This window comes from Phyllobacterium sp., from assembly GCF_037994405.1.
Lineage (GTDB): Bacteria > Pseudomonadota > Alphaproteobacteria > Rhizobiales > Rhizobiaceae > Phyllobacterium.
The window spans coordinates 1-24,297 of the sequence record NZ_JBBNAN010000006.1; the positions used below are offsets into that span (position 1 = coordinate 1).

Annotated in this window: 25 protein-coding genes and 2 pseudogenes; 5 read left to right on the plus strand and 22 right to left on the minus strand. The window is 58.8% G+C overall.

The genetic code is table 11. The features are described 5' to 3' along the window. From AAAC48_RS00325 to AAAC48_RS00335, 3 genes are all read right to left on the minus strand, one after another. Positions 1-1,206 (minus strand): RNA polymerase sigma factor (locus tag AAAC48_RS00325; protein WP_340652278.1); only part of this gene is annotated, 1,206 nt, incomplete at its 3' end. A 53-nt stretch (positions 1,207-1,259) separates the two neighbouring features. Next, positions 1,260-1,670, minus strand: a complete 411-nt coding sequence (locus tag AAAC48_RS00330; protein ID WP_340652257.1) for a YciI family protein — start codon at positions 1,668-1,670, stop codon at positions 1,260-1,262. A 128-nt stretch (positions 1,671-1,798) separates the two neighbouring features. Further along, entirely contained in the window at positions 1,799-2,599 is an 801-nt protein-coding gene (locus tag AAAC48_RS00335) for an SDR family oxidoreductase (RefSeq protein ID WP_340652258.1), read from the minus strand. Between the two features lie 105 nt (positions 2,600-2,704). Between AAAC48_RS00335 and AAAC48_RS00340 the strand changes: the two genes are divergently transcribed. After that, on the plus strand, positions 2,705-3,691 hold the full coding sequence (locus AAAC48_RS00340; protein WP_340652259.1) for a GlxA family transcriptional regulator: 987 nt from the start codon (positions 2,705-2,707) through the stop codon (positions 3,689-3,691). Here the strand turns inward: AAAC48_RS00340 and AAAC48_RS00345 are convergent. From AAAC48_RS00345 to AAAC48_RS00390, 10 genes are all read right to left on the minus strand, one after another. After that, entirely contained in the window at positions 3,653-4,900 is a 1,248-nt protein-coding gene (locus tag AAAC48_RS00345) for a Zn-dependent hydrolase (protein WP_340652279.1), read from the minus strand. The two genes, AAAC48_RS00340 and AAAC48_RS00345, sit on opposite strands and share 39 nt — an antisense overlap. Beyond that, a complete protein-coding gene (locus AAAC48_RS00350) occupies positions 4,897-5,739 on the minus strand; it encodes a BtpA/SgcQ family protein (RefSeq protein WP_340652260.1) in 843 nt (280 codons plus the stop codon). The genes AAAC48_RS00345 and AAAC48_RS00350 overlap by 4 nt, the downstream gene beginning before the upstream one ends. Then, positions 5,736-6,650 carry a ribokinase gene (locus AAAC48_RS00355; protein WP_340652261.1) on the minus strand — a complete coding sequence of 305 codons (915 nt, stop codon included), beginning with the start codon at positions 6,648-6,650 and terminating at the stop codon, positions 5,736-5,738. The genes AAAC48_RS00350 and AAAC48_RS00355 overlap by 4 nt, the downstream gene beginning before the upstream one ends. A gap of 3 nt (positions 6,651-6,653) precedes the next feature. Beyond that, entirely contained in the window at positions 6,654-7,424 is a 771-nt protein-coding gene (locus AAAC48_RS00360) for a glutamine amidotransferase (RefSeq protein WP_340652262.1), read from the minus strand. A 31-nt stretch (positions 7,425-7,455) separates the two neighbouring features. After that, the gene (locus AAAC48_RS00365) at positions 7,456-8,544 is read right to left on the minus strand and encodes a phosphotriesterase-related protein (protein ID WP_340652263.1); all 1,089 of its coding nucleotides are present in this window, start codon (positions 8,542-8,544) and stop codon (positions 7,456-7,458) included. Between the two features lie 2 nt (positions 8,545-8,546). After that, entirely contained in the window at positions 8,547-9,485 is a 939-nt protein-coding gene (locus tag AAAC48_RS00370; protein WP_340652280.1) for an ABC transporter permease, read from the minus strand. An 89-nt stretch (positions 9,486-9,574) separates the two neighbouring features. After that, positions 9,575-10,372 carry an ATP-binding cassette domain-containing protein gene (locus AAAC48_RS00375; RefSeq protein ID WP_340652264.1) on the minus strand — a complete coding sequence of 266 codons (798 nt, stop codon included), beginning with the start codon at positions 10,370-10,372 and terminating at the stop codon, positions 9,575-9,577. Positions 10,373-10,464: 92 nt separating this feature from the next. Beyond that, a complete protein-coding gene (locus tag AAAC48_RS00380; RefSeq protein WP_340652265.1) occupies positions 10,465-11,403 on the minus strand; it encodes a substrate-binding domain-containing protein in 939 nt (312 codons plus the stop codon). A gap of 164 nt (positions 11,404-11,567) precedes the next feature. Further along, positions 11,568-12,188 (minus strand): cupin domain-containing protein, encoded by a 621-nt coding sequence (locus AAAC48_RS00385; RefSeq protein ID WP_340652266.1) that lies wholly within the window; start codon positions 12,186-12,188, stop codon positions 11,568-11,570. A 103-nt stretch (positions 12,189-12,291) separates the two neighbouring features. Then, the gene (locus tag AAAC48_RS00390) at positions 12,292-13,188 is read right to left on the minus strand and encodes a DMT family transporter (protein WP_340652267.1); all 897 of its coding nucleotides are present in this window, start codon (positions 13,186-13,188) and stop codon (positions 12,292-12,294) included. A gap of 230 nt (positions 13,189-13,418) precedes the next feature. On the opposite strand from AAAC48_RS00390, the gene AAAC48_RS00395 reads away from it, so the two are divergent. Next, positions 13,419-14,573, plus strand: a complete 1,155-nt coding sequence (locus AAAC48_RS00395; protein ID WP_340652268.1) for a fumarylacetoacetate hydrolase family protein — start codon at positions 13,419-13,421, stop codon at positions 14,571-14,573. Here AAAC48_RS00395 and AAAC48_RS00400 read toward each other — a convergent pair. Genes AAAC48_RS00400 through AAAC48_RS00435 form a run of 8 tightly spaced genes read right to left on the minus strand, consistent with a single transcriptional unit; the run spans position 14,570 to position 22,549 of the window. Continuing rightward, a complete protein-coding gene (locus AAAC48_RS00400) occupies positions 14,570-15,508 on the minus strand; it encodes a phosphatidate cytidylyltransferase (RefSeq protein ID WP_340652269.1) in 939 nt (312 codons plus the stop codon). The two genes, AAAC48_RS00395 and AAAC48_RS00400, sit on opposite strands and share 4 nt — an antisense overlap. Next, positions 15,501-16,157, minus strand: a complete 657-nt coding sequence (locus AAAC48_RS00405; RefSeq protein WP_340652270.1) for a lysophospholipid acyltransferase family protein — start codon at positions 16,155-16,157, stop codon at positions 15,501-15,503. Before AAAC48_RS00405 ends, AAAC48_RS00400 begins: the two co-directional genes overlap by 8 nt. A 20-nt stretch (positions 16,158-16,177) precedes the next feature. Beyond that, positions 16,178-16,600 (minus strand): hypothetical protein, encoded by a 423-nt coding sequence (locus tag AAAC48_RS00410; RefSeq protein WP_340652271.1) that lies wholly within the window; start codon positions 16,598-16,600, stop codon positions 16,178-16,180. Then, the gene (locus tag AAAC48_RS00415; protein ID WP_340652272.1) at positions 16,593-17,939 is read right to left on the minus strand and encodes a phosphatase PAP2/dual specificity phosphatase family protein; all 1,347 of its coding nucleotides are present in this window, start codon (positions 17,937-17,939) and stop codon (positions 16,593-16,595) included. The genes AAAC48_RS00410 and AAAC48_RS00415 overlap by 8 nt, the downstream gene beginning before the upstream one ends. Next, entirely contained in the window at positions 17,936-19,714 is a 1,779-nt protein-coding gene (locus AAAC48_RS00420; RefSeq protein WP_340652273.1) for a bifunctional alpha/beta hydrolase/class I SAM-dependent methyltransferase, read from the minus strand. Before AAAC48_RS00420 ends, AAAC48_RS00415 begins: the two co-directional genes overlap by 4 nt. A 27-nt stretch (positions 19,715-19,741) precedes the next feature. Beyond that, positions 19,742-20,359, minus strand: a complete 618-nt coding sequence (locus tag AAAC48_RS00425) for a CDP-alcohol phosphatidyltransferase family protein (protein WP_340652274.1) — start codon at positions 20,357-20,359, stop codon at positions 19,742-19,744. Between the two features lie 48 nt (positions 20,360-20,407). Further along, on the minus strand, positions 20,408-21,772 hold the full coding sequence (locus AAAC48_RS00430) for a GGDEF domain-containing protein (protein WP_340652275.1): 1,365 nt from the start codon (positions 21,770-21,772) through the stop codon (positions 20,408-20,410). Positions 21,773-21,784: 12 nt separating this feature from the next. After that, on the minus strand, positions 21,785-22,549 hold the full coding sequence (locus AAAC48_RS00435) for a transporter substrate-binding domain-containing protein (RefSeq protein WP_340652276.1): 765 nt from the start codon (positions 22,547-22,549) through the stop codon (positions 21,785-21,787). A 284-nt stretch (positions 22,550-22,833) separates the two neighbouring features. Here AAAC48_RS00435 and AAAC48_RS00440 point away from each other — a divergent pair. Further along, positions 22,834-22,941, plus strand: a pseudogene (locus AAAC48_RS00440) (hypothetical protein); the annotation flags it as partial. A 111-nt stretch (positions 22,942-23,052) separates the two neighbouring features. Next, positions 23,053-23,217, plus strand: coding sequence for a hypothetical protein (locus AAAC48_RS00445; protein WP_340652281.1), 165 nt, complete (start codon positions 23,053-23,055; stop codon positions 23,215-23,217). Positions 23,218-23,335: 118 nt separating this feature from the next. On the opposite strand, the gene AAAC48_RS00450 is transcribed toward AAAC48_RS00445, so the two are convergent. Further along, entirely contained in the window at positions 23,336-23,635 is a 300-nt protein-coding gene (locus tag AAAC48_RS00450; protein ID WP_340652277.1) for a hypothetical protein, read from the minus strand. 508 nt (positions 23,636-24,143) lie between these two features. On the opposite strand from AAAC48_RS00450, the pseudogene AAAC48_RS00455 reads away from it, so the two are divergent. Then, positions 24,144-24,297, plus strand: a pseudogene (locus tag AAAC48_RS00455) (antibiotic biosynthesis monooxygenase); the annotation flags it as partial.

Below are 24,297 nucleotides of genomic sequence, written 5' to 3' on the forward strand. Positions count from 1 at the left end.
TCGTGTCAGATTGGCGGCGCGTTCGAATTCTGTGCGGGCTTCATCGTTGCGGTCGAGCTTCTCGAGGAGATCGCCGCGAATGGCAGGCAGCAGGTGGTAGGACTGCAAAGACGGTTCGGGCAGCAACAGATCGACGAGCTCCAGTCCGGCTGCGGGGCCATAGGCCATCGCCAGCGCCACAGCGCGATTGAGCTCAACGACTGGCGAAGGCATCAGCCGGGTGAGATTTTCATAGAGGGCGGCAATGCGTTTCCAGTCCGTTTCTTCCGACGTATACGCACGGGCGTGGCAAGCGGCGATGGCAGCCTGGAGCGTGTATGGACCGGGTGTGCCGGTGAGCGATTCGGCGCGGGTGAGCGCTGCAAGCCCACGCCGGATCAGGAGCTGATCCCAGCGCGCACGGTTCTGGTCAAGCAGGAGGATGGGTACGCCGGCGGGATCGACCCGCGCATCGAACCGCGAGGCATGGATCTCCATCAGCGCAACAAGACCATTCACTTCCGGTTCGTCAGGAGCGAGCCCGGCAAGAATGCGGCCGAGGCGCATGGCTTCCTGCGCAAGTTGGGGCCTGATCCAGTCGTCACCGGCCGTCGCCAAATAGCCTTCGTTGAAGATGAGATAGAGAACTTCGAGTACCGAGCCCAGTCGTGCGGCACGGTCGGTCCCGTGCGGCACTTCGAAAGGCACCTGAGCCTCCGAAAGCGTTCGCTTGGCGCGAACGATGCGCTGGGCCATTGTCGATTCCGGAATGAGGAAAGCCCGGGCAATCTCTTCGGTGGTCAGCCCGCCGATGAGGCGAAGCGTCAATGCGGTGCGGGCTTGAGTGGATAGGACCGGATGGCAGGCGGTGAAGATCAGACTGAGCAGGTCATCGCCTATGTCGTCGTCGAGCGCCGTGTCGAAATCGGGCATTTCGGCCTGATCCAGTTCGGCATCGTAGCCGAGTTCCCCATGCTTGCGTTCCAGCATCTTTGTACGGCGGAAGTGATCGATGGCCCGGCGTTTTCCAGCAGCCATAAGCCAGGCTGCGGGGTTGCGCGGGACGCCTTCGTCCGGCCAACGCCTTAGCGCGGCGATCAGCGCGTCCTGGGCGAATTCCTCGGCGAGGCTGACGTCGCGCACGATGCGCGCGAGGCCGGCAATGATCTTTGCCTGTTCGATCTTCCAGACCGCCTCGATGGCGCGATGTGTGTCGGTAGCCGTCATGGCTACCGACAACAGCACCTTGCAGCTTTTCTTGCAAGGTCAGTTGGTAGGTGTCATTGCCCCTTGCCGACGCCCATGTCGCGAAAGCGGTCAATGGCTTGGCTCTCACCGAAATCCTCCAGTTCGAACAGCTGGCGAATTTCGATAGAGCCATCTTCCAAATGCGGATTGGGAAAGCGATTGGCCCATTCGATGGCCTCTTCCTTGGTCTTCACCTGGATGATCGTGTAGCCGGCGACAAGCTCCTTGGTTTCCGCAAAGGGCCCGTCGATGATGCGGCGCTTGCCGCCGGAATATTCGATTCGCCAGCCCTTGGAACTCGGATGCAGACCGTTGCCGTCCAGCAAGACGCCGGCCTTGGCCAATTGCTCGTGATAATCCGCCATGGCGGTGAAGATTTCCTCGGGCGGCATGACGCCTGCTTCTGAATCCTTGCTTGCCTTGACCAGATTCATGAATCGCATTGTCGTTCTCCAACTGTTGGGAGCCGGGCCGCCGGCTTATCCCGTGGGTTGTGAAACCGGGCTCTACTGTAACGTCGAGCGAGGTTTCACAAAATCGACAAGGAGGACGATATTTTTTGGAGAACCGGTCAGCTCGCCAGCAGGCGTTGGGCGGGACGGCGGTGCGAGAGGTTCGGACCGAGGGCGCGACGCGCGGCATCGAAGGCATTCCAGTCAGCGATATCCGGCAGAGAGGGGATCGTTACCAGTTCGTCCTGATCGAGGCCGGCAAGGGCGGCATCCACCATGTCCGCGGCCGACATCACGATTGCCTCGGGCAGGTTGCTGACCGGCAGACCTGCGATGTCCCAGAATTCTGTGCTTGTGGCTCCAGGGAGGACGACCTGGACGCGAACGCCCTTGGTGGCAAGCTCATGGTGAAGCGACTGGCTGAAGGCGAGGACGAAGGCCTTGGTGCCTCCATAGACCCCATTCAGCAGTTCCGGAGAGATGGCGACGATTGACGAGATATTAATGATCGTCCCGGAACTGCGCTCGACGAATTGTGGCGCTGCCGCTTCGGTGAGACGGGTCAGCGCCACCACGTTCAGCATTATCATTGCATGCATTTTTGCAGGGTCGGACTGCAGGAGAGGAGCTGAGGCACCGACGCCTGCATTGTTGACAAGCATGCTGATGCTGGCATCCGTGCGCAGGATTTCCTCGACGCGGGCGATACCTCCATCGGTACCGAGGTCGGCGGCAACGACCTCAACTGCTCGGCCTTTATCCGTTGTGAGACGCGCGGCAAGGTTGTCCAGGCGCTCGCGGTTGCGGGCGACAAGGATGAGGTCGTAGCCGCGCCGGGCAAGGCGATCGGCATAGATGGCGCCGATGCCTGATGATGCGCCTGTGATGAGGGCTGTGCCCTTGTTCGAGGTTGGGGACATTGCCTGCTCCATTGATTGTTGTTGACGAAGAGCAGTCTACAGGCGTAAGCAGACGGCATAAATGTCAAATATACCACCTTTTAGGACATTCGCGGAGCGCGTCCGATGCAGAACATTGGCATCATCCTGTTTCCCGGCTTCCAGGTCCTGGACCTCGCGGCGACGACAGTTTTCGAGTTCGCCAATCTCGCCGTGGATGAGCCGGTATATGAGATCAGCCTGCTATCCGAAGCGGGTGGTCCGGTCGCTTGCTCAGCGGGTTTTGCTGTCGATACGCTGCCCTTCAGCGACACGGATTTTGATACAGTGCTGGTCGTCGGCAATAATCATATCGAGCCGGTGTCACCCGGCATTGTCGCCTTCCTCAAGAACGTTGCACCGAGGTCGCGGCGCATAGGCTCGATCTGCACGGGCGCTTTCATCCTGGCCGAAGCCGGGCTGCTCGACGGGCGCCGCGCGACGACACACTGGTTCCACGCGCGAGATTTCCAACGCACCTATCCTAAGGTCAAGATGGAGGAAGACCGCATCTTCATCATTGACGGCCCCGTGTGGACCTCTGCAGGCATGACGTCCTGCATCGATATGGCCCTGGCGCTGGTCGAGAAGGATATGGGCGTCGAGCTGGCGAAATCGGTCGCCAAGAAGCTCGTGGTCTATCATCGCCGTACGGGCGGGCAGTCGCAATATTCGGCTTTGCTGGAGCTCAATCCGAAGTCGGACCGCATTCAGACCACGCTCGCCTATGCCAAGGAAAACCTGCACAAGGAATTGTCGGTCGAGCAGCTGGCGGAGGTGGCGCATCTCAGTGCGCGCCAATTCAGCCGGGCGTTCCACGCGGAAACCGGGCAATCACCCGCCAAGGCCATCGAGAACCTGCGTGTCGAGGCTGCACGGCTGATGATCGAGTCCGGACGCATACCCATCGATACCATCGCCCGCGACGCCGGCTTTGGCGATCGCGAGCGGATGCGCCGCGCCTTTCTCCGCGCCTTTGGGCAGCCGCCGCGATTCATGCAAAGGCTCGCGCAGGCGGAAAGCCGTATCGTAGTTTCAGCTCACACCGAGCGCCGTCAGCGTGGATTCCAGTAACACTTGTGCGCCCAGTGCGGAGTGTTCGGGTTTGACGTATTCCGCCTCGTTGTGACTGAGGCCGTCGCGGCAGGGCACGAATATCATCGCAGCATCCGTGACACGCGCAAGGAACAGCGCATCGTGAAAAGCGCCGGAGAGCATCGGCTTATAGGGAACGCCGAGGCGGGATACCGCATGTTCGACCGCCTGAAGCAGGGTTGGTGAGAACTGCGCGGGAGGCATATCGAAAGTGCGCCGGACCATTGCTTGGCAACCGAGTGCCGAGGCCTTCTCCTCGCAAACAGCCCGCACAAGATCTTCCAGCCGGGCGAGCTCCGATGCTTGCGGATGGCGGAGGTCGACACTGAAGGACACTTTACCGGGAATGGCATTGATCGATGCCGGCTCGACCGAAATGCGACCTATAGTCAGCCGCGCCTGTTCGTCATTCGGCATGATCGAACCGTAGAGTGTCTGCATTGCCTCGGTCGCTCCAACAAGCGGATCACGGCGAAACGATAGCTGTGTTGTACCGGCATGCGCCGTTTGTCCGGTCATTACAACTTCGAGCCAGCGCGTGCCTTGAATGCCATGGACGATGCCGATCGGTATGTCCTCGCGCTCGAGCGAGGGACCCTGTTCGATATGCAGTTCGAGATAACCTGACACTGCCGTGCCCAGCGGACGCTTAATTGCTTGCGGCAGGGCGTCGAGCGTCTTGGTCAGTTCGTCTTGGAAAAGTTTGCCATCCGTCGATTGCACGTTAAGCCAATCGGCTGGAATTGCGCCGGCGGCGAAAGCCATTGAGCCCATGGCGCCCGGAGAAAAACGGCTGCCTTCCTCATTGGTCCAGGCGACCATTTCCACAGCGACAGGCGTCTGGATCTCGGCGTCGTCCAATGACTCCAGCACCTCGAAGGCGGCAAGCGTGCCCAGCGCGCCGTCAAAACGTCCGCCCATCGGTTGGCTGTCGAGATGGCTGCCGATCAGGAATGGCGGATGGTCGGCCGACTGCCCCTCCCTGCGAATGAACAGATTGGCCATTGTGTCCTGAAACACCGCAAAGCCGCGATCTGCAGCCAATTGCGCGAGTTTCGCCCGGGCACGCCGATCTTCCGGTGAAAGGGCCTGGCGGTTGACGCCGCCGGCCGGCGTTGCGCCAATCCGGGCGAAACTCTCCAGCCTGCCAAGCAACCGGCCCGCATTAATCGCAACCGTTGCATTCATCGCGTCAGGCCGGCGATGAAGGCGCTCACCCGCGCCGGCTCGACCTGGTTCCACCAGACGCCATCATATTTGAGCGAACTAGCGACGATCACACCGTCGACGATGCCTAGAATATCATTGGCGTTCTCGGGGGTGACGCCGCTGCCGACAAGCGTCGGTAAGCCCGAGGCTTCCTTGATCATCTTTATATAGCCGAGCTCGGCGGCGTGGCCTGTACGTTGGCCGGTGGCAATCACCGCATCGGCATCGAAGAAGACCAGGTCCTTCACTTGTTCTTCGACGGGGCGATCGGCAACAATGGCATGGGCGCCGTGCTTGACATGCGCATCGGCAAAAATGCGGATACCGTTGGCCCGAAGCTGGGCCCGGTAGCGCATGGCGCGGGCGGCCTCGCCTTCTATGAAGCCTTCATTGGCCACATAGGCGTTGGCCCACTGATTGACGCGCACAAAGCCGGCACCGGCGGCACTGGCAATCGCCAGTGCGGGAATCGCGGCATTGGCAAGTACATTAATGCCAATCGGGCGGCCGAGCTCGCGGCGAATGCGATCGGAGACTACGGCCATGTGTGATGCGGTTTCATGGCCAATGTCGTCAGGTTTGGCGAAGGGTACGTCGCCATGATTTTCGATGATGACGCCGTCACAGCCGCCATGAAGATAGGCGCGCGCATCATCGAGACCGCGCTGGTAGATGTCTTCAACGGCTTCGCCATTATAGCGTGGCGCACCAGGCAGAGGGGCAAGGTGGACGACACCGATCACGACCTTGGTCCGCCCGAATATGGAAAGGATCGCATCACCGGCGCTCTGGCCGATTGGTTTTGACGTGTCGCTCATGATGGTTCCATTTCAATGTCTTGAATGAGGGCCGCGATTTCGGCCGGGGTGGGGCAGGATTGAAGCGTTCCGGGACGTGTCACGGAAATGGCGGACGCGGCGACGGCAATGCGCAAAGCTGTGACCGGACTGAGGTCCCTGGCGAGGCATCCGCCAAACACACCGCAGAACACGTCGCCTGCACCGCTCGTGTCCACGGCAAAAACCTGCGGGGCGGCGATGGTCAAGGGACTTGTCGTGCCCCTCTCCAGCAGAAGGCAGCCTTCGCTGCCAAGTGTTACAATGGCCGAGCGTGCGCCACGATCAAGCATGGCAGCCGCGGCGAGCGCGGCGTCGGTACATCCGGTGATCTGTGCGGCTTCGCCGCGATTGGCGACAACGTAGTCAACCTGATCGAGCTCTGGGGCCTGTCCACCTGAAAGCGGGCTCGGATTGAAGATTGTCCGGGCGCCTTTGCGCCTTGCTGCCTCAAGGCAGTCATTGGTTACGGCCGGGCGGAGGTTGTCCTGCACGACGAAGAGATCGCCTGGATGGATAGATGCCTGCATTTCCGTCATTGCCAGCGGATCAAAGGCGGTTGCGCAGGATACGCCGCTGACGATGAAGTTTTCACCCGCCGCATCAACCACGATGGTGGAGCGGTCACTCGGCAGGTCGAGCCGGGTGAGGTGGCTGGTATCGACTTCATTATGCAACATCGCACGGATGCGGGCGCTGTCGACATCATTGCCGATTGCCGCCCAGAGCATCACGGTCACCCCCGTGCGCGCGGCCGCCAATGCCTGGTTGGCACCTTTGCCGCCAAGCCCGTCTGAATAGGCGGACGCATTGAGCGTCTCGCCTGCGACGGGAAATCGATCGAGGCAGAAGGTGGTATCAATGCAGACATTGCCGGCTACGTGCACGCGCATCAGTCAGTCCTTTGCAATCGACCAGGCCAGCATCTGCTCGAACAGCGTCTTGTAACCCTTCCACGCGATGAAATCCGAAGGCAGCCAGTGCGGCCCGACGTCGGAGGTCCAGGCCAGCGTACGGCCCTTGCCATAGGTGCCCGTGACGAGCAGCGGCTGGGAACCGTAATCGGTGGAGACGGTTGCCAGCACTTCAGCGCCGTCCTTTACCGTGACCTCATTGTAGCCGAGCAGCACCGGCCAGTCCTTGCCCAAACCCTGCAGGATTGGATGGCTGGCAGCGCCGGCCACGACAGGGGTGAAACCTTCGGGGACCTCGACACGATCATCAACGGACAGGCAGGAGACGGGCAGTACTTCCTCGACCGGGGTCTTGTGGTAGCGCGCGCCGCCATTGATGCCCTGGAAGCTATAATAACCGCCGAACATCAAGAGTGCACCGCCGCTGCGGACATAGTCACGCAAAAGACGCAGGCGGTTTGGTGTGGTCTTCGAATGGATCCAGGTGTCGGGATGCAGGAGCAAGGTGTTGGCTCCGATATCGGAAAGGATGATCGCATCATATTCCGACAGGGCTTCGATGGTCTGGGGAAAATCGCGCTGCGCTTCATGCGCCGGCATGAATTTCACGTCGAAATCGCTGTCCTTCAGCGCCTTGAGCAGTTCATCGGCACCGGTATGGTAGGTGACTGTCGGGAACTGGTCGAAGCCCTTGATGTGGGTGGCGGTGGACACCCACGATTCGCCGGCGAGTAGAACCTTGTGTTTGGACATGAAAACTCCTTCAGAATTATGAGCGCGGCTATCACGCCGCCGTGCAAAATACGGATCTGGGATTGTCGGTCAGCATGCGGTCGATGGTTTCCGCATCGACGCCGTGACGCTTCAGCCGAGGCACGAAATGCTTGAGTACATAGCCATAGCCGAAGCCGCCGAAACGCGTCAGCATCATCTTCAGGAACACATCCTGCGACAACAATACGCGGTCGCCATAGCCCATATCGACGAGCGAGCGAATGGCGCGGGCATTCTGTTCGTCCGATGGCGACTGCGCGTCCTGATCAGCGTAGTAATAGTCCATGCCGATCATGTCATATTCGAGAAATGCGCCGCGCCGGGCGAGGCCGGCCTGATAAGCGAGATCCTCATGACTGGGGTTCATATGGCAGAGCACCGTGTGCTTCAGGTCGGCGCCTTCTTCTTCGACAATGTCGAGGACTTCATTTGCCAGTCTTTCCCAGCCGGGAAGGTGGATCGACAGGGGCACGCCGGTAATTCGGGACGCACGAGCGGAGGCACGCAGGGACTTGCGCTCCTCTGCCGTGAAATCCTTGCTGACGCCCACTTCGCCAATAATACCCGCCATGATCTCCGGCTGTGTCTCACCGCCGCCGATATCATTGACGAGAAACTCAGTGACCGCGTCGACATCCATGTTTTTCAGCCATTCGGGATGTGTGTGCTGCAGATAGAAACCCGAACCCATGACGATCTTTAGATTGGCCATGCGCGAGATGCGTCGCAGCTTCGCGGGATCGCGGCCGATACCGAAATTGGTCGGATCGACCACCGTATGACCACCGAGGATCTGAAAGCGCTTGAGTTCGCTCAGGGCAAGATCGGTGTCGGTGAGCGAAACATTGTCCCGGTTGACATAGGGGTTCATGCGCAGTTCGCCGATGATCTCGATCGAGACCGGCTGTTCGGCAATGGCGAGTTCATCCGGATGGCAGGGGCATTTCCATGTACGCGCGCCATCGAGCAGGATGTGCTCGTGCATCAGGGTAATACCCATTTCTGCCACCGGCAGCGGACCCTGAACCGTCATGACCGTTCCGGATTTGACGCCGACAGGTGCCCTGCCGCGTGCGGCGTTATCAAAGTCGAGACCCATGGTCAGCGGCTCCGGATCGCACCGCGAAACAGGCGGAAGTTCAGCCAGATCGCGATGAGGATAATCGTGCCGGTGACAATCGGCGTCAGGAACGGCGACATGTGCGCGAGGATCAGTCCGTTGGCGATGACCGCTACGGTCATGGCACCGAGGACGGTGCCAACGAGCGTGCCCCGGCCGCCAAACAAGCTCGTTCCGCCCAAGACGACAGCAGCGATGACCTCAAGCTCGAAGCCTTGTCCGGCATTGGATGAACCCGAGCCGAGACGAGCGGCAAGAATGATGCCGGCGGCGGCAGCGGCAGTGCTGGAGAGGACATAGACCATCAAGGTCGTCAGACGGGTATCCACGCCAGCGCGGCGTACTGCTTCAGCATTGGCACCAATGCCGGTGACGTAACGGCCGAACCGTGTCTCGTTGAACGCGAGGTATGCAACAACCAGCACCACCAGTGCGATCAGCGCTGGCACGGGCACGCCGAGGAACCAGGCGCGGCCAATGACCGTGAAGGGGCTCGTCGCTTCGACCGGAATGGAATAACCGCCGGTGATGAGGAGGGCGATGCCACGGATGACCGACAGGCCGGCAAGGGTGACGATGAAGGCCGGGATGCGCTCATAGGCGATGAAGAAACCTTGGATCGCACCGACGGTAGCGCCCAGCAGCAGCATGGCGACGATGACCAATGGCCAGGGCAGGCCGGCTTGTAGCGTGACAGCCGACAGTGTGGCAACCAGTGCCAGCACGGAACCGACCGAGAGGTCGATGCCACCGGTGGTGATGACGAAGGTCATGGCGGCAGCAACGATGAGGAGCGGAGCCGATTGCCGGACGATGTTGAGAAGGTTTGGCGCCGTCAGAAACGCGTCGGTGATAACCGAGAACAGCAGGCACACCACCAGAAAGAAGATCGCAATGGAAACAACGCTGCCATTGGCCATGAAGCGGTCACGCAGGGTGCTTTCCCGCACCCGCGATTGGGCGGCGACGGGGTGAAGCGCGGCACTGTCACCGGAAGTCGATGATTTACTCATGGGCGTGCTCCATTGTCCTGACGGGCCGAACGGGCCTGGAATTTTCGCCCGACGATGAGATTGACCACATCCTCGATGCTGGTGTCCTCGATCCGCCGTTCGGCGACATTGCGACCCTCATACATGACCTGGATGCGGTCGCAGACAAGGAACAGATCCTGCAGGCGGTGGGTGATGAGGATGACGCTGACGCCGCGCGCACTGACGGCGCGGATAAGGTCAAGGACCGCTTCGACCTCGGCAACTGCAAGGGCGGCTGTCGGTTCGTCCATGATGAGGACGGATGGTTCGAAGGATGCAGCGCGACCGATAGCGATGGACTGGCGCTGACCGCCGGAAAGGTTTTCGACCTTGAGCCGTGTGTCGGCGATGACGATGCCGAGGCGGTCGAGCATGGTTCGGGCTTCGTCATGCATGCGCTTCTTGTCGAGAAACGGCACGCCCATAACCTTACGCCTTGGTTCGCGCCCGAGGAATATGTTGCCGGCCACGTCGACGGTGTCACACAGGGAGAGATCCTGATAGACCATCTCCACATGTTCCGACCGCGCATCGGCGGGCGAGGAAAAGGTAACGACCTTGCCGTCGATCTCGATCGTGCCTTTATCCGGTATGACCGCTCCGGAGAGCACCTTGCTCAGGGTCGATTTGCCGGCGCCGTTGTCGCCGACGAGGCCGAGTACTTCGCCGGGCTTGAGGCTCAGCGAGACGTCGTCGAGCGTCTGGATCGTATTGTACCGCTTGGATATGCCGGTCATACGGACCCGGTATGTTTCGCTGTCAATGTTGGTCATCGCAATACCAATGGTTGAAATGGTCTCGGGAGGGGGCTTCCCCCTGTTCAAGGGGGCGCGGCATGTGCGGCCGCGCCCACGCTGGCCATGTTCTATTTGAACATGCCGCGGAACTGATCGACGTTTTCCTTGGTAACGATTGTTACCGGCACATTGATGATTGGCTCGACTTTTCCACCCTTCTTGAGCGTGGTCAACGCTTCGACGGCGGCCTTGCCTTCGCCGGCAGGATCCTGCTGCACGACGGCCGTGACCCAGCCGGCATCGATGCCTTCAACAGCCTGCTTGGTCAGGTCCCATCCGAAGACCTTGACGTCGCCGGTACGGCCCTGGCTCGTAACAGCCGAAACGGCGCCGACCAGCGCGGGCTCGCCCGTCGCGTAGAGCGTCGTCATATCCGGATTGGCGGTCATCAGGTTTTCGGCGGCGGTCAGGGCAACATCCTGGACGTTCTGGCCGTCGACCGTATCGAGGAAGGTGATTTTCTGGCCGCTGTCCGCGACCGCCTTCTTAAATCCGTCCAGGCGCTGGTTCTGGATAAAGGAATTGAGGGCGCCGATCACGCCGATCTTGGCGGTGCCGCTCATATTGGCTTTGACATAATCGGCATAGAACTTGCCGATGTCTTCGCCAGCCTTCGTGTTGTTGACGCCGACGAACGCAACATTATCACCATCGGGAATCTGTGCATCGATGGCGATGACCGGAATTCCGGCGGCCTTCGCCGCGGTAATGGCGGGCTTGACACCATTCACATCGATGGCGACGAGAATGATGCCGTCAACCTTCTGGGTGATGTAGTTTTCCACGGCGTCGTTCTGGGCGCTTGGAACATTGTTGGCGTTGAAGATAACGAGTTTCGCCCCGGCAGCATCAGCGGCCTTCTGGGCGCCCTCATTAATCTGGTTGAAGAACAGCGCTTGCTGGTTGATCGTCACGAGCGCGAATGTATCAGCGAAGGCGGACGAGCCGACGGCAAGTGTGATGGCGATGGCTGCAGCACAGCCGGAGAGTAGCTTGGTAAGATGCATTCCGATTCCCCTTTTTTCTGATTAAATCGGCCCATGTTAAGGCCCACGTAAAACTGAACGCAGAGGCATCATTCAAGAGACTTGAATGTATGTCAAGTAATTTGAAGAATGAAATCCATCGATCGAAATTCGCTAGAAAAATCAGTTACCGGATGGTTCCCGGTTCAGAATGTCGGCGGCGTGTTAACCCAGAAAATGCTCGCACGCTCGGCGCCGATATTACGGTAGTGATGGGGCAGATCCGAATTGAAAACAAAGGAATCGCCCGCTGCCAACTGGAACTGGCGTTCGCCGACGATGAGCTCGACTTCGCCGGCCAGCACATAACCTACCTCTTCGCCGGCATGCTGGATCGGGCCGGCGCTGGCGCCGTCCTTCTCGATGTGGTGGATATTGCACTGGAGCAAATGTCCCTGCGAATAGGGGATGATCCGCTCCAGGGAGATACCCTCGCCGCGCCGCAACGGGTCAAGCGCGATCAGCGGCCTTGTTCCTGCGCGAAATACGATGCCTTCCTCACCATCGGATTCTTCGAACATCCAGCCAATATTGGTTTCCAGCACCTGGACGAGGCGATGCAGCATGGGGAGGGAAGGCGATGCCTTGCCATTTTCTATCTTGGACAAGAGGCTTTCCGAGCAGTTCGCCGCTTCGGAGAGTGCTTTGAGCGTGAGGCCGCGTGTCTGCCGCGCCAGTTTCAGCCGTGTACCAAGCCTGGCCGGATTGGCATCGGCAATCTCCCGCGAATTGTCGCGGGCTTGTTTGTCCAGTTCGATCTTGTTCATGTGCCTTGCGTGACCTGCAGTTTCGACCGGTCGTCGGCATACATTCGCGCTCATGCAATGACAATGCAAGTTCTTCCGCAATCCTGGCGCCGGGCCGAAGTATTCAGGACAGGCCCTTTTCCTGCATCAATCGATGATCCTTGGCCTTGTTCGACGCCCCGATGACGACATGGGCAATCACCGCGGCAAAGACAATCGAGCCACCGAGGACCGTGCTCTTGCTCGGCACTTCATCGAATACGAGCCAGACCCAGAAGGGTGCCAGTGGCGCATCGAGGGAACCGATCAGGGCTGTTTCGATCGCCGGCAAACGTTTGGCTCCGAGGGTGAAAAGGGCAAGGCCGACAGCTGAAACCAGGATGCCGAACAAGGCGATGAGCAGGAGATCATGCGCCGATACGGCGAGGGGATCGCCCAAGGGCCAGCAGACAAGTGAACTGACCAGAGCCGAAAGACAGGCGGCAGGCATGACCGAAATATCAGGGGCGCGCCTGACGATGACCATGAGCACCGCCATGCACAGGGTCATGCCAAAGGCGAGCAAGTCCCCAAAAAGGGTGCCTTCTGCGCCAAGGCCAACCATGATGACGACGCCGATCATGGCGGCTGCGCTGGCAAGGATTGCGCCGATGGTCGATCTCTCTCCCATCACGAGCCAGCCTAGGACGGCCGCGACGAAAGGGATTGTCGCATATATGACGGCGACATGGGCAACAGTCGTCTCTTTCAGCGCCGTGATGAAAAACACCATCCCAAGAGCAGACACAGCGACAAAGAGCCAACCCGGACGGCCAATGCCCGAGAAGCTTTTCCATAGCGGGTCCTTTTCGGTCAGGGTCATCACGGCAGCTATTCCCAGCGAGCCGAAGACGCCCCGCCAGGCAAGGATCGTCCAGTTGTCAAGGGGAATGACCCTTGTGAACAGCCCGGCGAGGCTCCAGGCCACGGCAGAAGCCGTTACAAGGACCAGTCCAAGTCGATATCCTGCTGCCGGAGTCATGAAAGGTCCTTGTGTTCAGCTTTGCCGATCTAGCTCCGTGTTTGCATGAGATGGCAAGGCACTTGCGAAAGAATCGGACTGGTCTCCTGACCACGTCGTGTCAGGGGGAGATGCGCGGTCAGAGAATGCAACCCCTGGTCTTGATTGGCCGGATGCTCTGCCGCATAAATGCGGTCCGCAAAACCTTCGTTTCCCTTCAGTCTGAACCGCTACAGTCAGGAACCTGAACCATGCCAAACACGATCGTCCCCAATTCTGGTGTTCTCGTCGGAAGGGCAAGGATTCCCGGCCATGCCTATCCGAGGATCGTTACGGTCCGGGACGGCGCGGTGTTCGATATCACGAGCAAGACTGCGCCGACGGTGCGCGATATTGCCGAACGCGAAAGCCCGGCTGCCTATGTGGCCGGTGCAACTGGGACGAAGCTTGGCGATGTTGATGAAATTGTTGCCAATAGCTGGACCGATAAATTCGATCCGGCCCTCCCGGCATTGCTTTCGCCGATCGATCTGCAGGCGGTGAAGGCGTCGGGCGTCACCTTCGTCGCGTCATTGCTGGAGCGGGTCATCGAGGAGCAGGCCAAGGGCGACAAGGCCAGGGCGGACTCGCTACGCGAGGATGTTTTGAAGCTTATAGGCGCGGATCTTTCAAAGATTGTGCCCGGCTCCCCCTCTGCCATGCAAGTCAAGCAAGCGCTCATCGCCCGCGGCGTCTGGAGCCAGTATCTGGAAGTCGGTATCGGACCCGATGCGGAAATCTTCACCAAGGGTCAACCGATGTCGACGGTCGGTTTCGGCGCCGATGTCGGGCTGCACCCGATTTCGAGCTGGAACAATCCGGAGCCGGAAATCGTGCTTGTGGTTTCAAGTGCGGGACGCATCGTCGGCGCAACGCTCGGCAACGATGTCAACCTTCGCGACGTCGAAGGACGCTCGGCACTGCTGCTCGGCAAGGCCAAGGACAATAATGCGTCCGGCTCGGTTGGGCCTTTCATTCGGCTGTTTGACAGCGATTTCACCATCGAGACGGTGAAGGCGGCTGAGCTGAGCATGCGCGTCGAGGGTCAGGACGGCTTTGTGCTCGACGGTCGTTCCAACATGGCGAAGATCTCGCGAACACCGGAATCGCTGGTCGAGGCAACGATCGGGCGGCATCATCAGTATCCGGACGGGCTCGTGCTCTTTCTCGGCACCATGTTTGCACCGGTCAAGGATCGCGATGGTCCGGGCCAGGGTTTCACCCACAGGCTTGGCGATGTCGTTTCCATCTCGACGCCATCATTGGGCACGCTGTCGAACCGCGTCCGGCTTTCGACCGAGTGTGCTCCATGGACCTATGGCGCAAGCCATCTATTACGCGATCTTGCCAGAGCGGAACTGCTCTAGGTCCAGAAATAGCGGACCATATGAAAGAAGATCGGGGCGGCGAAGACGAGGCTGTCCGCCCGGTCGAGCATGCCGCCGTGACCCTCGATCATATGACCCCAGTCCTTGACGCCGCGATCGCGTTTGATCGCCGAGGCGACGAGCCCACCGAAGAACCCCATGATGCAGGCAAGCCCGGCCATCAGCCCGGCTTGCAGCAGCGTAAAAGGCGTCAGCCAGGAAAGTGCAACGCCGAGCAACGAGGCGCTGATGATACCGCCGATCAGGCCTTCCCAGGTCTTGGAGGGTGATATTTTCGGCGCCACCTTGTGCTTGCCGAAGAGCTTGCCGAACACATATTGCAGAACGTCGCTGCCCTGCACCGTGGCAATGAGGAAGGCGATGAGCAGCAAGCCCTTGCCCTCGAAGCCCGTCACAGGCAGCGTCAGCAGAGCCGGTACATGGCTGATGCAATAGACCGAGAGCATGATGCCCCATTGCTGCTCGCTGACGCGTTCGAGGAACCGGGACGTATCGCCCGAAATCGCGGTCAGCGCTGGCATGGCGAGGAAGCAATAGACCGGGATGAAGATCGAGTAGAGCCCGTACCAGTCGATCCAGAGCAGGTAATATTGCACCGGGATAACGACCAGAAACATGCCGAGCAGGATCCAGTGATCGCCCCGCCTGGTGTGGGTCAGCGTCACATATTCGCGCAGCGCGGCGAACGAGACGAAGGCGAACAGCAGGATCACACCCCCCTTGCCGAACAGGAAGGCAATGGAGATGGCGGCAATCATGATCCACCACGCCTTGATGCGCGAATTCAGATTGGCGAGTGTCGAAGGGAGCGCGTCACCCTTGCGCGTGCTCTTCCAGCCCAGTGCGGTCGCGATGGCGCTGGCGACAGTCAGAACGCCGAGAAGGCCGAGGAACAGCCAGACCGTTTCAGCCATGATTGAGCGCCCTCAAATGTTCCGGGTTGAGGTCGAGCAGTGCCTGCCGCGACCTGTGCAGAAAGGCGTGGCGGTCTTCGCCGGGTTCGAGGACGACGGGCTTACCGAAGATGACGCGGCAGATTAGCGGCACAGGCAGGAATGCACCTTTCGGCAGCACACGCGACATGTTCTCGATCCAGCAGGGAACGAGTTCCACATCCGGACAGGCGAAGGCGAGATTGTAGAGACCGGAGCGGAAGCGCAGAAGCGGCTCCTCGGTCATGTTACGCGTGCCTTCGGGAAAGATGATCAGGGAATGGCCTTCTTTCAGGGCGTCCAGCATGATGACCATCGGATCTTCGGTGCGCTCCACCCAGTTTCGTTCGACAAGCACGGTGTTGAGCAGATCGCGGGCGAGGACATGCCGGATCCTGTTCTTGCGCCAGTAGTCGGCTCCGGCGACGGCACGGGTACGCTCGCGTTCTTCGGGCGGCAGGCATGAGGACAACAGGATGAAATCACCATGGCTGGCATGGTTGGCGAAATAGATGCGCTGCGGCCCTGACGGCGCACAGCCTTGCCAGATCGGGCGCACGCCGGTGATGGCCCGCGCCATCCCGGCAAGCGCCATGGCAGCGGTGCGCCGCAGTAGTGGTTTTGCGTTCATTTCGTCCCCCCAGACGGACTCTAGGCAGTCCACAAGCCATAGGCCGTGACTGCAGCGAATAGAGCAAGAAAAGACGCAAAAGCAAGGTGCAGTCTCGTCAGCCGGCGGTTGGTTCCCGCCATGCGCGCATGAAGCGGCCGCGTCACTTTCGGGCATTTGCGCAAATGCATGCGTTCGAGCAGGTCGTCCGCGGCGCGGCAGCCGGCGGTCTCATCCTCATGCGAGGCGATGAAATGAAAGAGCGCGGCATCGAAGCGGAGATAGACGGCGAGAAAAAGTGTAATCAGCCCACCAACAATCATGAGCGGCCAGAGCCAGCTGAACAGTTTTCCGCCCGCGTCACCGACGATCGATGAGGCAACCAGCAGCAGGCAGGTCAGGAAACCATAAGTATGTGCCCGATGCTTCAGGCGGGCAGCGAATGTTGCAGCATCTTCATCCATGGTGCACCCCTTCCTCCCCCAAGGTAATCATCTCTTCTGTCAGATGGATGCGTCTGCCTTTGGCTTCAATCAGGTCAATTGCCTCTGCAGCATTTTTTGCGTAGCCGTGGCGCAAAAGCCAGACACCAACAGCGGCCGCGCTGCGCTGAAAGCCAAGTGCGCAGCAGACAAGGACCGGCCCTTTACGGCGGGCATATTCGATTGCTTCTGATGCCTTTTCAAGATCGGTGCGGGATACCGGAAGCAGGTCGAGGGTTGGAAATGATTGCCAGTCCGTCCCGACATCAGATGGTTTTGCCAATTCGCTGGTCAGGTCGATCACCGTGGCAAAGGAGGATTGTTCCCACCGCCTCGGCAGGCGCCCTAGATGGACACCGCGGCAAATGAGAACGGAAGGGACAAGCTTCCGTGTCCACAGGTAGCTGTTGGCGAGGGCGCCGAGCCGGTAGGGCGCGAGGAGCCATCGGCTGGCAAAGGAGAACGTACCATCCGCAGCCTTCTGAAATACATCGGCGCCAGAACCGAAATAGCTGGCGGCAACAATGGCGAGGGCCAGCGACGGCCAGAGAAGGAACAGGGACGCCGCCGAGGAGCCGGTCCCGGCAAGCATCAACAGGAGAAAGGCCAGGCTACCCATCGCGTAACGAAAGCCGATCGTTCGGGCTCTTGCGTTGCTGGTCAGCCGGAACGTGGCCAGTGGCGATGGTGCATCGGCTGGAAAAAGCCACAAGGCGAAGAGGCCGAGGAGCATACCTGTCGGGATGTCAATGAAATGGTGCTGATACGTGGTCAGAACGGAGAGGCCAATCAGCGTGCACCAGACGTGCCAGACCCACAGGATGACGCCGGAGAGGCGCCGGCGCCAGTGCGTCCAGATGATGACGAGCAGGGCGATGTGCAGCGATGGTGCCTGGTTGAAAGGTTTGTCAAAGCCACCCAGCAGATCGAACAGAAAGCCGGATGCACCGCTTGTCGGCGGCTTCTGGAAGATGAAGGTCAGCGGGAAGAGGATGAAGCAGCTGACAGCAATGACTTGCGCCGTCAGGTAGCGCTTCGCCAGCCGATCCACGTCGGCAGCTGTGTCGTTTAAGAACAGTGAGAGGCCGTAGAACAGATTGATCGACCAATAGGGAAAGATCGTCCACGCGATGAAGGGGATGCCATGTTCCCAGGCGAACGTGATGTTCGCAACATTGCTGCGCTGCGAGGCGATCCAGTTGGCTGCACCATAGGTGATGTAGAACAGCGGCGCGAGGAGGAGCAGACATAGCATGGCGCGCTTTGCCACGGCTTTATCGAAGCGCCATTCGCCGATGGGCGCAATGCTCCTTGCTGTCATTGGCGTTCTGCGATCGAAACGGTGAAGATACCCCATTGATCGATACGCTGATCGATCTTTTTGAAGCCTGCGGCGGCAACCAGCTGGTCCATCTCAGCCTGCGTCCGACGTCGCATCACCCAGGCCTGACCACCGCGATGCGAGGTAAGCGCCCGCGCGATCATTTCCAGCTGAGGGTGCCATGGCTGGTTGGTATATAAGAGGAGGCTGCCGGATTGCATCGCTTTTGCAAGACCACCAAGCGAGCGCTCGATCAGGTTGTTGTCGGGGAAAAGCTCGTAGAGGCCGGAGACAATTGCCAGGTCCGGCGATGGAACCGTGCCTGCGAGCCTGCCACCATCGAACGCATCGGCCTGGTGAAAGTTCGCGGTTTCCTTCAGCCCCCGCTCAGCGATCAGCTTGCTTCCCGCTTCAACGTTGATCGGCGAATAGTCCTGAAGACGGACGCTGTCGGGTTTGATGCCGGATTTCTCGATGGCATCTAGAACATACCGGCCATGACCGGCGGCAATATCGAGCATGTGCGTTGAGCGGCCTGCATCTTGCAAGCGGGCAAGTGCAAGGCCGATCAGTTCCTCCATATGCAGCTTGCGCTGGCGGATTCCGCGCCAGCCTATGGCGTCGAGGAACCGGCGGTCGATGAGCCTGCCGCCCGGCCCGAATCCGCGCGGTTCGTTCTCATAGACATAGTCGAGCGTGGAACCCGAATCGAAACCGGTCTTGACGCCGGTCTTCAGCCCTTTCGAAAACAGCGCGCTGAATCGGATGGAAGCACGGTACGTAGCCCAGTAAAGGCCCTTCAACGAAAGAAGGTCATATGGTGAGGAGAGCCGGTCTGACTCATCGCGGGTGAAGCCGGTCTCGTCGGCGTTGGTCACATCAAGGGGCGCTGGTTCTACAGCAAAGCGATCGGCGATGAAGCGACGAGCGTGTGCAACGGCAATGGCGCGATCCTTTTCGCCCAGCGTGTCGTGGAAGAAGCCTTTCAAAATATGCCGCTGTTTCAAGGGATGGGCCAGATTTTCATAGAAGCGGTGTTGCGGCGCATGCCGTACGACCCAGTCGTTGCCTGAGATCAGCAGTTGTGTTGGGACGATGATCGCCCGCGCGTCGTCGACGATGCGCTCGGCGGTGTCGTAGAGATCGAGCAGAATGTTGGAGGCAATCGGACGCGTGATCAGCGGGTCACTTTCGAAGGAAGCGATCCGCTCCGGATCATGCGTGAGAAATCTGGCTTTCACATAGGAATTGACGAAGAACCGCCCCTTCAGCTTTTGCCAGAGCCAAATACCCTCGCGAGCGAAAGGGACGTAGAGTTTGACGCTGAAGGCAGGCGATGCGAGCACCAATGCGCGGATTGGCGGCGCGTAGTCATGCACCCAGGTCGCAGCCAGCACAGCGCCGACCGACTGGGCAATAACGGCCATATCCTCAACGGGATATCCGTCAGAAGTGCTGATATGTTGCACAAAACAGTCGAGATCGCGCACCGATGCAGCGAATGAGGGCGAAAAGCCGCGCACTCCGGGCGAGCGGCCGTGACCACGCGCGTCCCACGCGTAGAAGGCGAAGTCAGGAAGGCCGAGTTCCTCGACCAGATGGGCGACACGGCCGCCATGTTCGTGTCCGCGATGCAGCAGCACAATGGCGCCTTTCGCCTTGCCGGACCTTGCGGGCCATTTGCGGTAGAAGAGTTCGGTCCCATCATGGGTGCAAAAAGCCTTCTCTTCCGCGGTGCAGGCCATTGCAAGATCAGGATAGGATTGAGCAGGCATTATATGCTCCAGGCGGAATAAACGAGTTCAGGAATTCGTCGAATTGGCACGCCGAAGGCCGGCGCGGATGCGGTTGACCATGGTATAAATCGATAGCGCTGCCATGAGCGGAAAAACCCAGCCGAACCAGGCCGGCAGAATGACGCCACTGCCGATCAGCGCCGCGATGATACCAAGAGCAAGCGCACGGTCGCTTTTGCCGAACGGACCGTCATAGGCGCGGCCGCCACCTGTCATCACACCGAGCACACCGGCATATTCGACCAACAGCGCGGCAATGGCGAATGCGACCACACCCGGTGCAGAAAATGGTGCAACCCGCAGAAAGGGCAGGATGAGCGCCACATCGGATATCACATCGCCGATCTCGTTCAGATAAGCGCCGAGTTTCGACGCCTGGCCGAACTCCCGCGCCATCATTCCGTCAATCGCATTCAATGCCATCCGCACAAACAACACTATGGGCAATATCCAGAAGAGGGGGGTATTTCCGGGAAAGAGTGCAATCAACACCCCGGCAAGAACGGATAGAACCGTTGCAGCGATAGTCACCTGGTTGGCCGTTGCGCCAATAGCGACAAGGCGGCCGACGAGGGGACGCAGCAGGCTTTGAAATGCCGGCTTGATCGAATAGAGTGTTGGCATGACATCATCCCCCCGTGATTGTGCCGTACATGCCCATCTTACATGAGCTTAGGCGGTTATGGATTTCAAATCCGTCCGGCCGGATGAAGGAAGGGATTTGACGATATTTCGTCCGCTGTGTTTGGCCAGATAAAGAGCCCTGTCAGCATTTTCGAGCAGCTGGGCTGACGTCTCGAATTTGGCGCTCTTGATTGTGGCGACGCCCACGCTTGCGGTGATGCGAACGACTTTATCATAGCTTGTTTTGATGATCAGGCTGCTGAGGGACAGTCTGATTTTCTCCGCCTCGATGATTGCATTGTCCAGATCGCAGTCCGGAAAGACAATCGAAAACTCCTCACCGCCATAGCGGGCCGCATGGCATTCGCGGTCAGCACAGACGCTGCGCAGAACATTCGCCGTCATCTTCAGGCATGTGTCGCCCATCTGATGGCCATACTGATCATTGATGGATTTGAAATGATCAAGATCCACCATAAGGATTGCAAGGTCCGTCCCGCGCTGCAAAGCATTGGTGAACTCGTCGCCGAGCCGCTTTTCGAAGCTCCTCCGGTTGGCGAGGGTGGTCAAACCGTCCTCTTCCGACAAGGCCTGGAGAATTGAATTCGTCCGCAGGAGGTCACTCGATACACGCCCATAAGCCTCGATCGCCTCATAGATCGTCGACAACTCGCGGAACAGCGGGCGGCGAAGCTTGAATGCCCGCTTTTCGTGACGATCAATCGATTGAAGACCTTCGATGGCCGAGTTGATGGGGCTGATGATGTGTCGTGCCACAACGTAGATTGCGCCTACCGCCGTTACCACCGGCAGGGTCAGGATGATGACCCAGGCGATCTGGATCATTTTCGCTGTTCGTTGAATATCTCCGGACATACCGTAGGCGAGAACGGCTGCATCGCTGATGATGGCCTGGCTCAGCTTGTCGGTCGTGCGCATCGCATTCTGATAAGTCTCCAGGGCCTGCTTTTCGAGTTCGGCCCTTATCGCCGGGTCCGGACCAATGCCGGAACCCGCGTCCATCCTGCGTATTTGTTCCCTGATCGCGACGATCTTTTTGACATGGGCACCTACGTCCTGAACGCCCTTGGCAAGCTCATCATTCTCATCGAGCGTGAAACTCTGTGCGAGGACATGGGTCTGCAGCTGGAGCTGCCGCTCGAGTTCCCGGTCCTTGGCGAGATAGATCGATCGGGCGAGCGAGGCCAGACGTTCAACCTTGATCGCATTGCGGTTCTGGCTCAGCACCAGCGGTAGTTGCTGTTCCTGGGTGTAGCGAGCATCATTCTCGATCTTGCGCAGGAAGACGATGGAAAAACCCGCAGCGATGATTGCATAAAAAAGCACAAATCCGACGAGAAGCCTTCCAGCGGCCGCCATTGAGATCTGAATGCCTTTTTTCTGTATGCTCATGCCTGAACCGGTCTAGTAAATGCTGAAAGGAAAATAGGCGTTGTTGATGCGATCATAAGTACCGTTGAGGCGAAGCTGATCGAGCGCATCATTGACTTTCTTGATCAGTTCGGTGTTGCCCTTATGGGCGGTTATGTGTGCCGAACTCTTGAGGAAACCGTTGGTTACTGGATCGCCCACATAGTCGAACTTCGAGTTTTCCGGCGATTGCAGGAAAGTCATCAAATCGATGGAATCCGCAAGGACCAGATCCACCTCTCCCGCTTGCAGCAGTCTCTGGGCTTCGGGCTCATCTTTCGTCAGAGCAATCTTGCTATCGGGGTAAGTCTTCTGCAGATATTCCGATTGAATTGTGTTGCTGCCAGCCGCGATGCGAAAACCCTTCAATGCCGCTGGAGATATGTCGTTAAATCGGCTTGGGTCACCGGCGAATGCCGAGTGCGAACGGTAGTAGGACGCCGAATATTCCATCCTCCTGGCCCGTTCCTCGGTAAAGGACATGCTGGCGACGATGAGGTCATACTCGTCCTTTTCAAGCCTGTTGATGATGTCATCCCAGGGAACTGCGATGAACGAGCAGGTGGCTTTCATCTCCAAGCAAAGCGCCTTGGCGATATCGACATCGAATCCGACGAGATTGCCGGAGGCATCGAGAGAATTGAACGGCGGATAAGCGCCTTCTGTCGCGATCCTCAACTTCAGTTCATCTGCCCTGACCGCCCCGACCAGCGCCAGAAGTACGGCAATCGTTGCTGCCACCACTTTCATCGTTTTCATACCCGCTACCCCCAGGATTTGACGACAGCAGATTTGCCCAAACGGATGAACAAACCGTGAGCGGCGGCCAATAATTATGAATATGCTTGATGCATCTTAAATACTTCTGGTTGCATTGAATGGTTCGCTCCACGCGACGTTGAACAAGTCGCAACAGCTGGGTGAAGCTTCTTGCATGTTGATGCATTAATTCGCGCGGGGCGGAGAACCGAAATCCGTTTGAAGGTGCTCTGGTCTCTGCAGATGCACCGGCTGACGCTTCCGATACGACGGAAAGGAAAGCCATGGCTGCGCAATGTGTCGATGCCATACATCCCGACGATCGCGTGAGGGCGGAACAGGACTTTGAGGAAGCTATTCAACGCAAGGGTGACTACTTTTGCGAATTCAAAATAGTCCTGCCGAATGGAGATGTCCGCCACCTCAGATCAAGAGCACATTATTATCAGGATGGTGCCTTAGGAACGTTCAATAGGGCAGAATGCGACGTGATGGAGGATGTCTTGTTGACTCGCGACCTTTCGCACCAGAAGGCGATTGCGGAGGCAAGGACTCTCGCGCTTGAAGCAAGCACCGCCCAGATCGAGTATGCCGCCAAGCACGATTATCTGACCGGCCTGGCCAACCGGCGGTTTTTTGACAAAGCACCTTGCTGCGCTCTCCAATGACGAGAACATGGAACGATTGGCAATTCTTCACATCGATCTCATCGATTGCTGGAGGAAAAAGAAGAGCACATGGCCTGAGGCGCTTCACGGTATTGGCGGCATTGTCATCTTCCATCCTCTAATGCTCGGTCAGCGGCGGGCGCGCCACCCTTCCGGTATTTCCGAACGGGAATGGTTTCTGGAAATGTCCTCGCACTGCGAGAAAATTGAGCTCGCGATTTGCGGCCATTGCCGCCAGATCATCTTCATCGCGAATGCCGCTTTCGAACATCACCATGATGACACGTGCAAGTTCGTTGCAGCGGAGATCTGTCTTCGGACACCGATCCAGCAGCAGCGACGCCTTATTGTGAGCACGCTGCATGATCTCCCAGTCCGTGGTCGTAAATATTCGTCGGTCTCGATCTAAAAAGCTCATGACACGCTCCCATCTGTTCGGGCGAGAACACATCAGAATTGTAGGTCGCCGTTCCCGCAGGCTGGCGATATGAAAAAAGCTAAGCGCATTTCCGAAGCCGCGGCAAATCGAAATTAATTATGCAGTCCGGCGCACCACTTACCGCAATGCGGAATCTGCCTTCGCATTATCAAATTAGACAGGGAGGATCCACCATTTGGCTGAAGCAACTCTAATGCGATTGGCCAGGGCATTTGTGTCGTTGAAATTGGCTATGCAATGGCCTCTTTCGAGTAGCCGCATAAGACCGGTTTCGGCAGCACGGAGGTCCTCAGCGAGAAGCGCGAGCGCGCGCCGAACCGTCGAAAGTGGGTGGAGAACGTGACTGCGAGTCAGACTGTTCCCTGTTCCGCCAAAAAGGTGCATGCTAGCGGAAATTGTACCGTTGCAGAACGAGCGTAGTATTCAGTCAATCGATGCTGCCGTGTGTCTTTCGAACATGAAATCCAACTTTCAAGGAGGAATGATCATGGTCAAATTCGCCCTTTATGTGCCGCTTGAAGCAAGGCCCGGAAAAGAGGAGGAGGTCGCTGCATTTCTCCGTGCGGGACTGCCGCTGGTCAATGAGGAGCCGGGGACCGTCGCATGGTTTGGCGTCCGGTTCGGCAGGACTTCCTTTGCAA

What these genes read in the sequence shown, in the direction of transcription:
- AAAC48_RS00405 (WP_340652270.1), bottom strand. Translation starts at nt 16,157, where the DNA reads ATGAACGCAAAACCACTACTGCGGCGCACCGCTGCCATGGCGCTTGCC.
- AAAC48_RS00375 (WP_340652264.1), bottom strand. Translation starts at nt 10,372, where the DNA reads ATGACCAACATTGACAGCGAAACATACCGGGTCCGTATGACCGGCATA.
- AAAC48_RS00450 (WP_340652277.1), bottom strand. Translation starts at nt 23,635, where the DNA reads ATGAGCTTTTTAGATCGAGACCGACGAATATTTACGACCACGGACTGG.
- AAAC48_RS00380 (WP_340652265.1), bottom strand. Translation starts at nt 11,403, where the DNA reads ATGCATCTTACCAAGCTACTCTCCGGCTGTGCTGCAGCCATCGCCATC.
- AAAC48_RS00350 (WP_340652260.1), bottom strand. Translation starts at nt 5,739, where the DNA reads ATGAGCGACACGTCAAAACCAATCGGCCAGAGCGCCGGTGATGCGATC.
- AAAC48_RS00385 (WP_340652266.1), bottom strand. Translation starts at nt 12,188, where the DNA reads ATGAACAAGATCGAACTGGACAAACAAGCCCGCGACAATTCGCGGGAG.
- AAAC48_RS00360 (WP_340652262.1), bottom strand. Translation starts at nt 7,424, where the DNA reads ATGTCCAAACACAAGGTTCTACTCGCCGGCGAATCGTGGGTGTCCACC.
- AAAC48_RS00410 (WP_340652271.1), bottom strand. Translation starts at nt 16,600, where the DNA reads ATGGATGAAGATGCTGCAACATTCGCTGCCCGCCTGAAGCATCGGGCA.
- AAAC48_RS00400 (WP_340652269.1), bottom strand. Translation starts at nt 15,508, where the DNA reads ATGGCTGAAACGGTCTGGCTGTTCCTCGGCCTTCTCGGCGTTCTGACT.
- AAAC48_RS00430 (WP_340652275.1), bottom strand. Translation starts at nt 21,772, where the DNA reads ATGAGCATACAGAAAAAAGGCATTCAGATCTCAATGGCGGCCGCTGGA.
- AAAC48_RS00425 (WP_340652274.1), bottom strand. Translation starts at nt 20,359, where the DNA reads ATGCCAACACTCTATTCGATCAAGCCGGCATTTCAAAGCCTGCTGCGT.
- AAAC48_RS00435 (WP_340652276.1), bottom strand. Translation starts at nt 22,549, where the DNA reads ATGAAAACGATGAAAGTGGTGGCAGCAACGATTGCCGTACTTCTGGCG.
- AAAC48_RS00395 (WP_340652268.1), top strand. Translation starts at nt 13,419, where the DNA reads ATGCCAAACACGATCGTCCCCAATTCTGGTGTTCTCGTCGGAAGGGCA.
- AAAC48_RS00370 (WP_340652280.1), bottom strand. Translation starts at nt 9,485, where the DNA reads ATGGCCAATGGCAGCGTTGTTTCCATTGCGATCTTCTTTCTGGTGGTG.
- AAAC48_RS00365 (WP_340652263.1), bottom strand. Translation starts at nt 8,544, where the DNA reads ATGGGTCTCGACTTTGATAACGCCGCACGCGGCAGGGCACCTGTCGGC.
- AAAC48_RS00340 (WP_340652259.1), top strand. Translation starts at nt 2,705, where the DNA reads ATGCAGAACATTGGCATCATCCTGTTTCCCGGCTTCCAGGTCCTGGAC.
- AAAC48_RS00330 (WP_340652257.1), bottom strand. Translation starts at nt 1,670, where the DNA reads ATGCGATTCATGAATCTGGTCAAGGCAAGCAAGGATTCAGAAGCAGGC.
- AAAC48_RS00420 (WP_340652273.1), bottom strand. Translation starts at nt 19,714, where the DNA reads ATGCCTGCTCAATCCTATCCTGATCTTGCAATGGCCTGCACCGCGGAA.
- AAAC48_RS00335 (WP_340652258.1), bottom strand. Translation starts at nt 2,599, where the DNA reads ATGTCCCCAACCTCGAACAAGGGCACAGCCCTCATCACAGGCGCATCA.
- AAAC48_RS00390 (WP_340652267.1), bottom strand. Translation starts at nt 13,188, where the DNA reads ATGACTCCGGCAGCAGGATATCGACTTGGACTGGTCCTTGTAACGGCT.
- AAAC48_RS00345 (WP_340652279.1), bottom strand. Translation starts at nt 4,900, where the DNA reads ATGAATGCAACGGTTGCGATTAATGCGGGCCGGTTGCTTGGCAGGCTG.
- AAAC48_RS00415 (WP_340652272.1), bottom strand. Translation starts at nt 17,939, where the DNA reads ATGACAGCAAGGAGCATTGCGCCCATCGGCGAATGGCGCTTCGATAAA.
- AAAC48_RS00355 (WP_340652261.1), bottom strand. Translation starts at nt 6,650, where the DNA reads ATGCGCGTGCACGTAGCCGGCAATGTCTGCATTGATACCACCTTCTGC.